Source organism: Nocardia sp. NPDC051750, from assembly GCF_044453135.1.
Lineage (GTDB): Bacteria > Actinomycetota > Actinomycetes > Mycobacteriales > Mycobacteriaceae > Nocardia.
In genome coordinates this window covers 663936-677855 of the sequence record NZ_JBITCK010000004.1, presented here as the reverse complement: position 1 = coordinate 677855, position 13920 = coordinate 663936, and the positions used below count along the sequence as shown (strand labels likewise).

Sequence of the window (13920 nt, the reverse complement as noted above, 5' to 3'; positions counted from 1 at the left end):
CCGGTACGCGGCGAGTCCCGGGCCGGTCGTGCCGATGAGACGAGCGGGCCGGACGTCTGGTTCCGGCCCGCGTCACGGTCAGTCGCGCGGCTTCTCGCGCAACTCGTAGGCCTCGATGATGTCGCCTTCCTTGATATCGGAGTAGGTCAGCGTCATACCGCATTCGAAGCCCTCGCGGACCTCCATGGCATCGTCCTTCTCCCGGCGCAACGAGCTGATCGTCGTGGATTCGGCGACCACCATGTTGTCGCGGAGCAGGCGGGCCTTGGCATTGCGCTTGACGGCGCCCGAGGTCACCATGCAACCGGCGATGAGACCGATCTTCGACGAACGGAAGATCGCCCGGATCTCGGCGCGGCCCAGTTCCACCTCTTCGTAGACCGGCTTGAGCATGCCCTTGAGCGCGCTCTCGATCTCGTCGATGGCCTGGTAGATCACCGAGTAGTACCGGATGTCCACGCCTTCGCGGTTGGCCAGTTCGGTGGCCTTGCCCTCGGCCCGGACGTTGAACCCGATGATGATCGCGTTCGAGGCCGACGCCAGGTTGACGTTGGTTTCGGTGACACCACCGACACCGCGGTCGATGACCCGCAGGCGCACCTCGTCGTCGATCTCGATCCCGAGCAGGGCCTCTTCCAGCGCCTCGACGGTACCGGAGTTGTCGCCCTTGAGGATCAGGTTCAGCTCGCTGGTTTCCTTCAGCGCGGCATCCAGATCCTCGAGGCTGATCCGCTTACGGCTACGCGCGGCCAGTGCGTTGCGCTTACGCGCATTGCGCCGGTCGGCGATCTGCCGGGCGATCCGGTCCTCGTCGACGACCAGCAGGTTGTCACCCGCGCCCGGCACCGACGTGAAGCCGACGACCTGGACCGGCCGCGACGGCAGGGCCGCCTCGACATCGGCGCCGTGTTCGTCGACCATGCGCCGGACGCGGCCGTAGGCATCGCCCGCCACGATCGAATCGCCGACCCGCAGCGTGCCGCGCTGGATGAGCACCGTGGCGACCGGGCCGCGACCGCGGTCCAGATGCGCCTCGATGGCCACACCCTGGGCATCCTGTTCCGGATTGGCCCGCAGGTCCAGGGCGGCGTCCGCGGTGAGCAGTACCGCCTCGAGCAGGGCCTCGATATTGATGTTCTCCCTGGCTGAGATGTCGACGAACATGGTGTCGCCGCCGTACTCCTCGGCCACCAGGTTGTACTCGGTCAGCTGCTGCCGGATCTTCTCCGGGTTCGCGCCTTCCTTGTCGATCTTGTTCACCGCCACCACGATCGGCACATCGGCCGCCTGCGCGTGGTTGATGGCCTCCACCGTCTGCGGCATGACACCATCGTCGGCGGCGACCACCAGGATCGCGATATCGGTGGCCTTCGCACCACGGGCACGCATGGCGGTGAACGCCTCGTGACCCGGGGTGTCGATGAAGGTGATGAGCCGGTCGTCGTCGCCGAGATGGGTCATCACCTGGTAGGCGCCGATGTGCTGGGTGATCCCGCCGGCCTCGCCCTCGCGGACGTTGGCCTTGCGGATCGTGTCCAGCAGGCGGGTCTTACCGTGATCGACGTGGCCCATGACGGTGACCACCGGTGGCCGCTGTTCGAGGTCTTCCTCGCCGCCTTCGTCCTCGCCGTAGGTGAGGTCGAACGATTCCAGCAGTTCGCGGTCCTCGTCCTCGGGGCTCACCACGTGCACGACGTAGTTCATCTCGCCGCCGAGCAGCTCGAGGGTTTCGTCGTTCACCGACTGGGTCGCGGTGACCATTTCACCCAGGTTGAACAACGCCTGGACCAATGCGGCCGGGTTGGCGTCGATCTTCTCCGCGAAATCGGACAGCGACGCGCCGCGGGCGAGGCGGATGACCTCACCGTTGCCGCGGGGCAGCCGCACACCGCCGACCGACGGGGCCTGCATCGAATCGTATTCCTGGCGCTTCTGCCGCTTCGACTTACGACCACGCCGAGGCGCACCACCGGGACGGCCGAACGCACCGGCCGCGCCACCGCGACCACCGGGGCCACCAGGACGGCCACCGCCGCCACCGGGACGACCACGGAAACCGCCACCACCGGCGGGCGCGCCGGTACCGGCGGGCGCGCCGCCGCCACCGCCACCGCGGTAACCGCCGCCGCCCCCACCGGGACGACCGCCGCCACCGGCGCCGGGCCGGCCACCACCGGGACGACCACCGGCCGCCGGACCGGGCCGCGCCGAACGCTGCGGCATGGCACCGGGGGTCGGGCGGGGCGGCATCGAGGCCGGGCTCGGCCGCGGACCACCGGGACGGGGACCACCCTGCGCCGCTGCGGGCCGCTGGCCGCCGGGGCCGGGCCGCGGTGCGTTACCACCGGGACGGGGACCACCTTGGCCGGGGCGGGGACCACCCTGCGCCGGACCCGGACGCGGACCGCCCTGACCCGGAGTGGGACGCGGGCCACCCTGACCCGGCTGCGGACGCGGCGTCGGACGCTCACGTTCGGGAGCCGAGGAGAACGGATTGTTGCCGACCCGAGGGGTTTTCGGGCCGGGTTTGGGGCCGGGACGGGCCGGGCTCTGCCCGGGCGCCGGGCGCTGCTGCTGGCCCGGACGGGCGGCGGGCGGCGTGGCCGGTTTGGCCGCGGGCGCCTGCGCCGCTTCCCGGGTAGGGGCCGGACCGGGCTTCACCGCGGGACCGGGCCGTGGGCCCGCGGCGGCGGGCGCCGGGCCGGATTCGGCAGCCGCCGGCGCCGGAGCGCTTTCGGCGGCCGGGGTGGATACGGCGGGACCCGGTTTCGTCGCCGGGGCGGGGGGCCGGGGTCCGGGACGCGGCCCCGGGGCCGCGGGTTTCGCTCCGGTCGCCGGGCCGGGACGGGCCGGTGGTTTGGTTCCGTTCGACCGGTCGGATTTCCCCGGCGCGGATTTCGCCGAGAACGACTCGCGGAGCCGACGCGCGACGGGTGCCTCCACCGTCGACGATGCCGACTTCACGAACTCGCCCTGCTCCTTGAGCTTCGCGAGTAGTTCTTTACTCGTGACACCGAGTTCTTTTGCCAACTCGTGCACGCGGGCCTTGCCTGCCACTGCTCTCCTCACTGAGAGGTCGAGCAGTGCCTCCCGCCTGCTGGCGGGGACCCGCACGACCTCGGGTTAACTCCGATGGACGTTCATCGTTGGTACTTCACGGTGTGCTCATGAGTGCTCGTGCCTGTTCTCGAGGTGTTGCTCCAGGGCTGAGATATCCAGATTTCCGGACACTCGTAGTGCTCTGCCGATCGCTCGGCGCCGGACCGCGGTGCTCAGACAAGACGAAAAGGGGTGCAGCCAGGCACCCCGTCCGGGAAGTCTGCGCTGTGGATCGGGAACGATCACGAGAGCGTCCGCACCGTTACCGGTGCCGGGCCCACGCGCCACGATCCTCAGCAGTTCGGCGGCCGGTTCGCGTTTCCGGCAACCGACGCACGTCCGTAGCGGATATACCGGGCGCCGGAGCGCCGCGGACTCTCCACGTTCGTGGGCGGATACCGAAGACTCGGACCGAACCTGACACCACTCTACCGCTGACCGGTCGGCGCCCTCCAACCCCGCCCCCGCCGACGGCTCCACGGGCGGGTCGGCACGGCGTGTTCGCTGGTCGGGCCGATGGGCGCGCGCGGGGCGCGCCGAGTGCGGGGTAGGAGTCAACGGCGCTGAGCCTCCGTCCGCACCGAACCACCGGCATCCGGCGCGGCATCGCTGCGGATATCGATCCGCCAGCCGGTGAGCCGGGCCGCGAGCCGGGCGTTCTGCCCCTCTTTGCCGATGGCCAGCGACAGCTGGAAATCGGGCACGATCACCCGCGCCGCACGAGCATCGGGATCGACGACTGTGACCGATACCACTTTCGACGGCGACAGCGCGTTGCCCACGAAGGTCGCCGGATCCTCCGCGTAGTCGATGATGTCGATCTTCTCGCCGGCCAGTTCGCTCATCACATTGCGCACCCGCTGCCCCATCGGCCCGATACACGCGCCTTTGGCATTCACACCGGACACCGTGGAGCGGACCGCGATCTTGGATCGGTGCCCGGCCTCCCGGGCCACCGCCACGATCTCCACCGACCCGTCCGCGATCTCCGGCACCTCCAGGGCGAACAGGCGCCGGACCAGGTTGGGGTGAGTACGCGAGAGGGTGATCTGCGGACCCCGCGGACCGCGTGAGACGCCGACCACATAGCACTTGATCCGGTCACCGTGTTCGTAGTTCTCCCCCGGCACCTGTTCCGCCGAAGGGATCAGTCCTTCGGTGCCGTGCAGTTCGCTGCCGATCCGCACCACCACGGTGCCGCGGGCATTGGCACGCGCGTCGCGCTGCACCACGCCGCCCACGATATCGCCCTCGTGCGTCGAGAATTCGCCGAAGGATTTCTCGTTCTCCGCATCACGCAGCCGCTGCAGCACCACCTGACGGGCAGTGGTGGCGGCGATCCGGCCGAACCCCTCGGGGGTGTCGTCCCATTCGGAGACCACCTGCCCCTCGGCGTCGAGTTCGGTGGCCAGCACCCGCACCAGACCGGTGCGCTGGTCGATTTCGACCCGGGCGTTGGGCTGGTGCCCCTCGGTGTGCTTGTAGGCGGTGAGCAGTGCGGTTTCGATCGCGGAGATCACGGTCTCGATCGAGATCCCTTTATCCGCGACGATGGCGCGCAGGGCTTCGATTTCGATATTCATTCCATGGTCCCTTCGGTCGAATCGGACGCGGCGACAGTGGTTCCGGTTGGTTCCGCGGCGTCCGCTCCCGCGGGTGGGCGGCCGGCGGCGACACCCCCGGCGAGTTCGAGTTCACGTGCGCTCGGCGGGGCGAATTCCACCTCGACCACTGCGCGTTCGATATCCCCCAATCCGACCGTGACCAGGCGCGGTGCGCGCTTACCCCCGAGCACCAGCGCGATCCGGTCACCGTCGAGCGCACCGACCCGGGCCTCGAACGACCCCGGCAGCCCGGGCTCGGGCGCCGCGACCCCCGGCCGCAGCACGACCCGGACCTTGCGCCCCCGCGCCCGGCGCCAGTGCCGGTCGGCGGTCAGTGGACGGTCGATCCCCGGCGTGGTCACCTCGAGGAGGTAGCGGAAGGCCCCGAACTCGTCGTCCGCTTCGTCCAGGCATTCCGACACCTGTGTGCTGAGTTCGGCGATACTGTCCAGGTCCGCGGTGTCGTCGCTGTCCACGATCACCCGCACCCGGGTCTGCCCCGCCGCGGTGGACACCTCGACACCTTCGAGATCGAATCCTCGACCGGCGACGAGTCCGGCGACGAGCCGGCTCACCCTTTCCTCGGTCGGCATCGGCATATGGGCAGCTCCTGGTTCAGTTTTTACGCGGACGGAATGTTCTGTGCCGGTGTCCCAGCCTATCGCGCGCCGAGAAGGTAAAGGTCCAGCGGTCGGCGGTAAGTTCCACGGACGATGCCAGGCCGGGGGCGATATCGCGAATCTGGCACGATGGTCCGGTGACCGAGCGTGTTACCGACCGGCCCGCGGACGGCCGAGCTGCCACAGAGGGCACGGACGGCCGTGCACTCCGTCGCCCGAATCGCCGTACCGCGCTGCGGTTCGCCGGCGGTGGCGTCGTGGGGCTGCTGACTCTGCCCGCCCTGATCTCCTGTGCCGAGGACCCCATCACCGAACCCGACGTCCTCGTCGCCCAGGAGTTCTCCGCGCGTACCGATGCGGCCGCCGCGACCGCCGCGATCACGATCGATCCGGCGCGCACCGCCGCGCTGACCACCGTCGCCGCCGAACGCACCGCCCACGCCGACGCCCTGCGCACCGAGATCGATCGGGCGATCGGTGTCTACGGCGACGGGACGACGCCGGCCGTGCGCACACCGGCCCCGACGACCACACCGGCCCCGGCCGCACCCCCGAGTATCGACGGGCTGCGCGACCAGCTCACCGCCTCCCAGCGGGCGGCGGCCGATCTGGCGGTTACCCAGTCCGGGTACCGCGCGGGTCTGCTCGCCTCGATCAGCGCCGCGTGCGCGGTCCAGGTGGGGGTGCTGCTGGCATGAGTGGGTCAGGCCCGGAGGCGGCAGCGAAGCGTAACCACGCAGGGCCCGCACTCATGCCCAATGGACACAGCATGAGTGGGTCAGGCCCAGAGGCGGCAGCGAAGCATAACCACGCAGGGCCCGCACTCATGCCCGAGGAGTCAGTATGAGCGAAACCGAACAGCAGGCGTTGCACGACGCACTCGGGGCCGAGTACGCCGCCGTCTACGCCTACGGCGTGATCGCCGCCCACGCGGGCGCCGATCAGCGCCGGACGGTCGCCCAGCACACCGCCGCCCATCGGGCCCGCCGGGACGGCACCGTGGATATTCTCACCGGTCAGGGCGGTCCGGTGCCGGCGCCGGACCCCGCCTATACGGTGCCGATACCGGTATCCGATCCGGATACCGCCGCGCAGCTGGCCATCGTGGTCGAAACCGATACCGCGATCGCGTGGCGGGCGGTGGTCGAGCGCGCCGAGGCCGAAACCACCCGCCGCACCGCGATCGACGCGCTGACCGAATCCGCGGGCCGGCGTGCGGTATGGCAGTCGGTGCGCGGCACCGACCCGGCCACCACCGCGTTTCCGGGTCAGCCCTGACCTCGCTGGAGGCACCGGACACACCTTCCGGCGGCGCTCCGGCGGTGGGCCGGGTTACCAATGCCCGCCGACGAGAAGGCGCTGACCGGCACCCAGGGGTGTCGGTGAAACCGGCCCGGAAGACGCGGGAACCGACGTTCACATCCCTGTCGGGGCGTGAACCGACGATGCCCGAGAAGGGCGGTGTCCGATAACCCCATACGAGTTGTCGGACATGCTGTCAGGTGTAGGACGCGACGCCCACCGGACCCGTACCGAGGCACACCTGCGACCCTGGGGTCCGGTTGTGGATCAACAGTGCCGATCCGCTTCCCACGATCCGCACGAACACCGTGTGCAGTCCGGCCCGCACCGGTACCGGCACCTTCACGCCGCTCTCGAAACCCACCGCGATCTGTGCGTCCCGGTCCGCGAAGTAGTTCAGCTGCGCGGTCCATTCGTGCGCGATCATGGGACCGTCCAGCGCGACCCGCACCGGTACCAGATGGGCGATCCGGTAGCCGCAGCCGGGCTCCGGGCCGGGCACGACGGTCCGGTTCCACCACACCCGGGCATCCGCGAACTCGCCGTTGTCGGTGATCATGCGCAGGCGCTCGGTGGCATCGGCGAAGGCGCCCGGCGGCGCGATCGACGACAGCACCCGGCTCGCCTCGTTCTCCGGATAGGCGGTCGGGTTGAGCACGGTCCAGGGCACCTCCTGCTCCAGCAGCGGTATCCCGTCCCACCGGGCGAACTCCGATTTCACGGTCGTCACATAGGTTTTCGTCGGCCCCTCCGACCAGCTCCGGGTGAACGTGTACGTCGACCACAGGCTGCTCGCCGTGAACAGCACGACCGCGACGGTGGCCGGAAGGAGCCGGGGCCACCCGCGGACGCGATTGCCTGCCGGTCTGCGCCGGCGGCGGGCGAACGCCCGCAGCAGAAGCGCACCCGCGATGGTGAGCACGACCGCGGCGTCGGCCAGGTAGCGCAACGACATCGTGAGTTCGTCGACCGTGTTCGGCCCGGCTCGCATGAGCGCGACCGGTATCTGTACCGCCGGCAGGTACACCACCACCGCGGCCCACACCGGCCAGACCACCGGCCGGGCCCGGATCGTCGCGATCACCACCACCGCCAGCAGCCCCCACGCCGCCCAGGCCGCCCAGTCGGGCGCCACCGCCCACGGCGCCGACGGCACCCACCGTTCCCAGCCCCACGGCCCGCCGAGCAAGGCGGTGACCACCCCGGCCCATGCCGCGCCGGGCAGCATATGTGCTAGATCTCCGCTGTCGCCGTGGCTACCCGATATCCCGGCCACCGCGTAGTAGATCAGCGCCCAGCAGCTCAGCACCGCGGCCGCCCCGGCCCACAGCACCACACCGCGGCGCAGTACTTCCCGCAGTGCGATACCGCGGCCGTCCACCTGCCGCCGCAGTACCACCACGGCGAACGCGACGAACGGAACGATCGCGGCCTTCTCGAAGAACAGCAGACCCACGGCCACCAGCACGATCCCCGACACCGCATACCGCCGGCGCCCGGTGCGGTCGAGCAGTACCGCGTCCGCGGCGACCCAGGCCAGCACGATCTGCAGCGGCAGTGCGTTCAATGCCGCCGCCCACCAGGCGAACGCGGGCACTGTCAGCGGGCAGAAAAGGTAGAAGGCCAGCGGTATCAGCACCACTCGCCGGGGCCCGAGCAGGGTCAGCAGGAGGCGCAGAACAGCGAGCGCCGCGCCCGCCTGCATGAGCAGGATCACCACCGCCGCGACACCCCATTCGAGCGGCGCGACCGCGGTGACCAGCCACGAGACCGCGAACGCCAGGGGCATGACATGCCCGTCGTGATCGGGGAACAGCAGCGCACCGGACAGCAGCGGATGGCTACCGTCGCGCCCCGCGAGGATGAGATCGTCCCAATAGAAGTAGCCGTTCGCCAGGACCCAGCCCCGCACCACGAGCTGCAGCAGGACCAGGCCGGCCGCCGCGGCCAGTACCTTCCGGCCGGGCATCCGCCGCCACCGGCGCAGCACCCCGGACATCCGGCCGGAACCCGATCCATTCCCGGACCCGGTTGCCTGCGTATCGCGGAGAGACGTGCGCTCCGGTGCGGTAACCGGAGCGCTTCCCATGCCAACCCACCCTACAAGTGGGTCGCCCGGAACACGCCGCTATCGGCGGCAGATATCCACGGCCGCTGCCCGTTGATTCCGCTCAGCGGCGGTCCCTACTATTCGATACCGCAATCCGGCGTCATGATTCGAAGGCCGGCACGACAGGCCCGACAGCCGGGACTATCCGGTCCATGCGGTGACCGGCCAGAACTGTCCAGGGGGCCAGTCTGTACGCCGACATCGGCGTACAGAGAGTTGATCGTGACCCCCCATTTCGTTCAGGTCCGAACCTATGTGAGATCAGGGGCCGGCAGCGGATTACCGCTCGGCGTCGGTGCCCTCGGCGGTTTCCGTGCCGAGGTCGTATTCGCTCAGGTCCACGGCATCGGTTCGTTCGTCCCCGATATCGAGCAGCTGGGCAACGGCGTCGGAATCGCCGTGCGCAGCGCGTTCCCGCAGTTCGGACAGGTTCGGCTCACGCGGGCCGGACCGGTCGGGCTCATACATTCAGCGCAACCTTCCCTGGTGTCGGCGGCGAGCCACCGGCTCGACCGCTCAAGTGTCCGAGCTTAGGCGCGTCGGCGGATCGCCGCCGAATCCGCAGGCAGTTGATCTCGGTCAGGCCGGGACCGTGAGTCCGGGACCGGTGTACAACGGCAGGTCACCGGTGGTTCGGATACCTGGTTCTGCGGCCACGACGGCCGGTATGGCATTCACCACCCGGCCGACCCCGGCCAGGATCGCGGCGTAGTTGTGGTCGCCCCGGCGGCTCGACGGGCTGATGTCCACGGCATACGAGGGTTCGCCGGTGATCTCCACCCGATACGACCCGCCGGCTTGCGCCGGCCGTGCCCAGTCCGGCCGCAGATCGTCGCGCAACCGGGTGATGTGCTCGACGACGATCGCCGGATGCCCGGCCACATGACCGGTGATCTCGAACCGCAGTGCCGCCTGGCTGCCCTTCGGCACCTCGCCCACGGCGATCTCGAAGCTCTCCGGCGCGGGTTCGCGTTCGTAGCTTTCGGTGATCTCGTCGATCTGCACGCCGAGCCCGGCCGCCAGTGCACGCATCGCCGGACCCCACGCGATGCCGAGCACACCCGGTTGCAGCAGCATCGGGGTTTCGTCGAGAGGTTTGCCGAACCCCATCACATCGAACATGACCGTGGATCCGTCGTAGGTCGCATAGTCGGCGATCTCCAGACAGCGCACCTGTTCGACCCGCTGGCAGGTGGAGGTCAGCGCGAACGGGACGAGATCGTTGACGAATCCCGGGTCCACCCCGTTGACGAACAGGCTGGCCTGCCCCGCGGTGGCCGCCGCCTCGATCCCGGCGAAGAATTTCGGCGGCAACGTCCCCCACGGGTACATGAGCAGACCAGGCGAGGTGCCGACCACATTGATGCCCGCCTCCAGGAAGCGCTGGACGTCGCCCATCGCCTCGACGAGACGGGTGTCGCCCATCGCGCAGTACACGGCGCAGTCGGGCCGGGTGGCCAGCAACTGGTCGATATCCCCGACCGCGGTCACCCCCGTGGTCACCGTCAGCCCCGCGAGTTCCCCCGCGTCGGTGCCGACCTTCTCCGGCGTGGAGACACCCACACCGACGAGGTCGAACCGCGGGTCGGTGATGAGCTGGGTCAGGGCGATCCGGCCGGCATTACCGGTGCCGACGAGGACTACGCGAAGGGGCATTGCTTCTCCTAGATACGGGGACATGCGCGGTGAAATCGCTGCTCCACTGCGGTTTACAGCTCCGAACACTATTCCGGAACAGTGTCTAGAACGTGTTCCAGTTTCATGGTAGCGTCACCGGCATGGGACGCGTAGACGGCAAAGTCGCCCTGATCAGTGGCGGCGCACGGGGTATGGGCGCGGCCCATGCGAAGCTGCTGGTGGCCGAGGGCGCGCAGGTGGTCATCGGCGACGTTCTCCATGACGAGGGCAAGGCACTCGCCGCGGAGATCGGCGCCGCCGCACGCTACGTTCCGCTGGACGTCACCGAACCCGACCAGTGGGATACCGCCACCGCCACCGCCACCGCCGAATTCGGCAAACTCGATGTGCTCGTGAACAATGCCGGAATCGTCAACGGCGCACCGCTGCACAAGCTTTCGCTGGAGAAGTTCCGGGCGGTCCTCGACGTGAATCTGGTCGGCACCTTCCTCGGCATGCGCGCCGCGGTCGAGCCGATGATCGCCGCCGGCGGCGGGTCGATCATCAATGTCTCCTCCATCGAAGGACTGCGCGGCGCCCCGTTCGCCCACGGTTACGTCGCCTCCAAATGGGGCGTCCGCGGCCTGGCCAAATCAGCGGCACTCGAACTTGCCCCGCACGGCATCCGGGTCAACTCCGTACACCCCGGCCTGATCCGCACCCCGATGACCGAGGGCATCCCCGACGATCTGGTGACGATCCCACTGGGCCGCCCCGCCGAATCCGCCGAGGTCGCCACGTTCATCCTGTTCCTGGCCAGCGACGAATCCTCCTACGCCACCGGCAGCGAGTTCGTGGTCGACGGCGGACTGGTCACGGGAGTGCCGCACAAGTAGTCACACTGGGGCGCATCGCACCGAAACCACTGCAGCCACCGCGCTTCAGCACCGCGGCGCCAGTGCACGTTCAGCCCCACGGACAGCGCCGGAAGAGCCCCGCGCACCAGCCGGAATCACAGCACTCTCCTGCGCGTATCCGCATCCGGTTTGTTACTCAGTGCCCGAAGGCTGCCAAGAAAGTCGTCACAGCCCCGGCGCTTACTGCCTGCACCTCAGCATCCGGGAGTGGCTCGGCGCCGAACTTGTAACGCGCCCGGAGCGGGCCGGTGAGCAGGGCCGCCCATTGCGCCGCGGCCAGGTCCGGATCATCGATCCGCAGGGTTCCGGTCAGGGCGAGGCGGGCCAGCCGGTCGGCCAGGGCACGGACGACCCGACCGGAGACCTCGTCCATCGTCTCGGTCAGACCTGGGAACTGCGCCGCCTCCGCGCAGACCAGACGCCGCAGCGCGCGTGATTCCGGGCTGCAATAACACCGGATCAGTTCGGCGCCCACGGACCGCAGCGTGGCCCCGAGATCGGCGCCGGGGTCCGCCAATTGTTCGACCACCGCCAGATTCGACTCCAGCGCAGCGTCCGACAGCGCCTGCACGGCATGCCGGAAAACCTGTTCTTTGTCCCCGAAGTGGCTGTACACCGTGGCTTTTGCGACCCCGGCTTCGGCGGCTATCTGGTCCATCCGCGTCTGGGCGTATCCGCTGCGGGCGAAGACCGCGAACGCCGCGGCGAGGATCGCTTGCTGTTTGTCGATACGACCACGCGGTCGCGCGGTGTTCCCGGCCGTCGTCATCCTCGCATTCTAAGCCTATGGGATCAGCTTTCCAGACTCATGAGTACACAATTGCGCCTCGGTGCACTAGACTCGTGAGTCTGGAAAGAAAGTCTCACCGGTATGCGAATAGCATCACCGAAGGAGTGTGGATGAGAACCGTAGTAATCACCGGCGGAACCGACGGCATCGGCCGGGCGCTGGCGCTGTCCTATCTCGAGCGCGGGGATCGGGTCGTGATCATCGGGCGCAATACGGAAAAGGGCAACGCTGCCCTCGAAGCGGCGGCCCGCCGCGGCGCGGCCGAGCGCATCGAATTCCTCCCTGCCGATCTGAGCCTGGTCGCCGAGAACCGCCGCATTCTCGACACACTGACCGACTCCTGCCCCGTCATCGACCTCCTGTTCCTGGGCGCGCGCTACTACCGGTCGACCCGGGCGTTGACCGAGGAAGGGTTCGAATCCTCGTTCGCCCTCTTCTATCTGAGTCGATATCTGCTCACGTACGGCCTGGCCGAGAATCTGGAGCGGGCCGATGCACCGGCGGTGGTGGACCTTTCCGGCCCCGGCGGAGATCTGTCCCGGATCCATTGGGACGACCTGCAGTTCGCGCGCTCGTACGATCCGGACGCGGTCATGCATCAGTGCGGCAAGCTCAGCGATCTACTCGCGGTCGCGTTCACCCGCGACCACCCGAGTCACCACATCCGGTACATCTTGATGCACCCCGGGCTGACCGCCACCGGGTTCACCGGCGAGTACTCACCGGAAGATGCCACGACGGTCGCCGATATGCGCCGGCGTGGCCAACCCGTCGACGCCGCCGTCGCCCGGATCGTGCGACACCTCGACGATCGCCGGACCGCATCGCTCTCCGCGTTCATGCAGGACACCAGCGTCGATATCGAGAGCGCGGCGTTCGACCCCCGCGCAGCCCGGCGCCTGGCCGATCACACGCGGACGCTACTCGAAGGAGCCGGGCTCCAGCACTGATCGCACCGGGCGAGCGCCTGCTCGGCGCGCCCCTCCACCGGACGGCGGATATCGGCCGCCCGCCGCCCCCGCCGGGCACGGCCGGCTGGGACGCCGTGCCGGATACCGTGCGCCAGGTGCACACCGAGTGCGAAATCGCGAAAGAAGGTGACCAATCCTCGCGCTGCACGTTGCATGACAACCTCCACTACACAGATCTGTAAAGTTCCTCTGGGAGCTACCATAGGTACACAGATCTGTGAATGCAAGGGAGCCGGGTATGTCCACGACCGCGCACGACGCGGAGACAACGCTGACGCCGGCCGCGCAGCGCATCCTCGATACGGCGGCCGAGCTCTTCTACACCCGCGGAATCCACGCGGTCGGGGTCGATACGATCGCCGCCGAATCCGGCGTGACCAAACGGACCCTTTACGACCGCTTCGGGTCGAAGGACGGGTTATTGGTCACCTATCTCGAACAACGCGACCGTCGCTGGCGGGCACTGATCGAGGCTCGTCTCGCCGAACGCACCGATCCGATCGATCGGGTACTGACACCGTTCGACGTCCTCCCCGAATGGCTCCCCGGCAGCAGCAGAGGCTGCAGTTTCATCAATGCGTTCGCCGAACTCCCCGATCCCGCCCACCCGGGCAGACAGGTGATCGTCGCCGAAAAGCAATGGCTGTACGACCTGTTCGACCGGCTCCTGATCGACGCGGGCGCCGCCGATCACGCCACCGTCGCGGTGCAACTGCTGAGCCTGCACGAAGGTGCGATCGTCAGCTACTCCATCACCGGGCAGCAGAATGCCGCGGCGGCAGTCCACGACGCCGCCCGGAAACTGACGGAGCTATCGGTCGCCCACTGAGCACACTGCTCCGGTGGCCGGTATCCCGGGGGAAGACCGGCCACCGGGCGAGATCCGTTCG

13 protein-coding genes are annotated in these 13920 nt (G+C 68.9%); 5 read left to right on the top strand and 8 right to left on the bottom strand.

Annotated elements, in window-relative coordinates; translation table 11 throughout:
* Nucleotides 1-78 precede the first annotated feature (78 nt).
* The 4 genes from infB to rimP all read right to left on the bottom strand — a co-directional run bounded on the left by infB (nt 79) and on the right by rimP (nt 5302).
* Nucleotides 79-3057, bottom strand: coding sequence for a translation initiation factor IF-2 (infB, locus tag ACIA75_RS21495; protein ID WP_397106571.1), 2979 nt, complete (start codon nt 3055-3057; stop codon nt 79-81).
* 108 nt (nt 3058-3165) lie between these two features.
* The gene (locus ACIA75_RS21490; protein WP_397106569.1) at nt 3166-3387 is read right to left on the bottom strand and encodes a YlxR family protein; all 222 of its coding nucleotides are present in this window, start codon (nt 3385-3387) and stop codon (nt 3166-3168) included.
* A gap of 266 nt (nt 3388-3653) precedes the next feature.
* A complete protein-coding gene (nusA, locus tag ACIA75_RS21485; protein WP_397106567.1) occupies nt 3654-4682 on the bottom strand; it encodes a transcription termination factor NusA in 1029 nt (342 codons plus the stop codon).
* Nucleotides 4679-5302 carry a ribosome maturation factor RimP gene (rimP, locus tag ACIA75_RS21480; protein WP_397106565.1) on the bottom strand — a complete coding sequence of 208 codons (624 nt, stop codon included), beginning with the start codon at nt 5300-5302 and terminating at the stop codon, nt 4679-4681. The genes nusA and rimP overlap by 4 nt, the downstream gene beginning before the upstream one ends.
* A 158-nt stretch (nt 5303-5460) precedes the next feature.
* On the opposite strand from rimP, the gene ACIA75_RS21475 reads away from it, so the two are divergent.
* Together ACIA75_RS21475 and ACIA75_RS21470 are read left to right on the top strand one after the other, a co-directional pair.
* Nucleotides 5461-6021, top strand: a complete 561-nt coding sequence (locus tag ACIA75_RS21475) for a hypothetical protein (protein WP_397106563.1) — start codon at nt 5461-5463, stop codon at nt 6019-6021.
* A 145-nt stretch (nt 6022-6166) separates the two neighbouring features.
* A complete protein-coding gene (locus tag ACIA75_RS21470; protein ID WP_397106561.1) occupies nt 6167-6601 on the top strand; it encodes a ferritin-like domain-containing protein in 435 nt (144 codons plus the stop codon).
* A 220-nt stretch (nt 6602-6821) separates the two neighbouring features.
* On the opposite strand, the gene ACIA75_RS21465 is transcribed toward ACIA75_RS21470, so the two are convergent.
* From ACIA75_RS21465 to ACIA75_RS21455, 3 genes are all read right to left on the bottom strand, one after another.
* On the bottom strand, nt 6822-8714 hold the full coding sequence (locus ACIA75_RS21465; RefSeq protein WP_397106559.1) for a hypothetical protein: 1893 nt from the start codon (nt 8712-8714) through the stop codon (nt 6822-6824).
* A 300-nt stretch (nt 8715-9014) separates the two neighbouring features.
* On the bottom strand, nt 9015-9203 hold the full coding sequence (locus tag ACIA75_RS21460; RefSeq protein WP_397106557.1) for a hypothetical protein: 189 nt from the start codon (nt 9201-9203) through the stop codon (nt 9015-9017).
* A 111-nt stretch (nt 9204-9314) separates the two neighbouring features.
* Nucleotides 9315-10391, bottom strand: a complete 1077-nt coding sequence (locus tag ACIA75_RS21455) for a diacylglycerol kinase (RefSeq protein ID WP_397106555.1) — start codon at nt 10389-10391, stop codon at nt 9315-9317.
* Between the two features lie 122 nt (nt 10392-10513).
* Between ACIA75_RS21455 and ACIA75_RS21450 the strand changes: the two genes are divergently transcribed.
* Complete coding sequence (locus ACIA75_RS21450; RefSeq protein ID WP_397106553.1) at nt 10514-11248, top strand: glucose 1-dehydrogenase; 735 nt, start codon at nt 10514-10516, stop codon at nt 11246-11248.
* A 157-nt stretch (nt 11249-11405) separates the two neighbouring features.
* On the opposite strand, the gene ACIA75_RS21445 is transcribed toward ACIA75_RS21450, so the two are convergent.
* The gene (locus ACIA75_RS21445) at nt 11406-12038 is read right to left on the bottom strand and encodes a TetR/AcrR family transcriptional regulator (RefSeq protein WP_397106551.1); all 633 of its coding nucleotides are present in this window, start codon (nt 12036-12038) and stop codon (nt 11406-11408) included.
* Nucleotides 12039-12169: 131 nt separating this feature from the next.
* On the opposite strand from ACIA75_RS21445, the gene ACIA75_RS21440 reads away from it, so the two are divergent.
* Both ACIA75_RS21440 and ACIA75_RS21435 read left to right on the top strand, forming a co-directional pair.
* Nucleotides 12170-13009, top strand: a complete 840-nt coding sequence (locus tag ACIA75_RS21440; protein WP_397106549.1) for an SDR family NAD(P)-dependent oxidoreductase — start codon at nt 12170-12172, stop codon at nt 13007-13009.
* A 259-nt stretch (nt 13010-13268) separates the two neighbouring features.
* Entirely contained in the window at nt 13269-13859 is a 591-nt protein-coding gene (locus ACIA75_RS21435) for a TetR/AcrR family transcriptional regulator (protein WP_397106547.1), read from the top strand.
* Nucleotides 13860-13920 lie beyond the last annotated feature (61 nt).

What these genes read in the sequence shown, in the direction of transcription:
- ACIA75_RS21460 (WP_397106557.1), bottom strand. Translation starts at nt 9,203, where the DNA reads ATGTATGAGCCCGACCGGTCCGGCCCGCGTGAGCCGAACCTGTCCGAA.
- ACIA75_RS21445 (WP_397106551.1), bottom strand. Translation starts at nt 12,038, where the DNA reads ATGACGACGGCCGGGAACACCGCGCGACCGCGTGGTCGTATCGACAAA.
- ACIA75_RS21435 (WP_397106547.1), top strand. Translation starts at nt 13,269, where the DNA reads ATGTCCACGACCGCGCACGACGCGGAGACAACGCTGACGCCGGCCGCG.
- nusA (WP_397106567.1), bottom strand. Translation starts at nt 4,682, where the DNA reads ATGAATATCGAAATCGAAGCCCTGCGCGCCATCGTCGCGGATAAAGGG.
- ACIA75_RS21465 (WP_397106559.1), bottom strand. Translation starts at nt 8,714, where the DNA reads ATGGGAAGCGCTCCGGTTACCGCACCGGAGCGCACGTCTCTCCGCGAT.
- ACIA75_RS21450 (WP_397106553.1), top strand. Translation starts at nt 10,514, where the DNA reads ATGGGACGCGTAGACGGCAAAGTCGCCCTGATCAGTGGCGGCGCACGG.
- ACIA75_RS21455 (WP_397106555.1), bottom strand. Translation starts at nt 10,391, where the DNA reads ATGCCCCTTCGCGTAGTCCTCGTCGGCACCGGTAATGCCGGCCGGATC.
- ACIA75_RS21440 (WP_397106549.1), top strand. Translation starts at nt 12,170, where the DNA reads ATGAGAACCGTAGTAATCACCGGCGGAACCGACGGCATCGGCCGGGCG.
- ACIA75_RS21470 (WP_397106561.1), top strand. Translation starts at nt 6,167, where the DNA reads ATGAGCGAAACCGAACAGCAGGCGTTGCACGACGCACTCGGGGCCGAG.
- rimP (WP_397106565.1), bottom strand. Translation starts at nt 5,302, where the DNA reads ATGCCGATGCCGACCGAGGAAAGGGTGAGCCGGCTCGTCGCCGGACTC.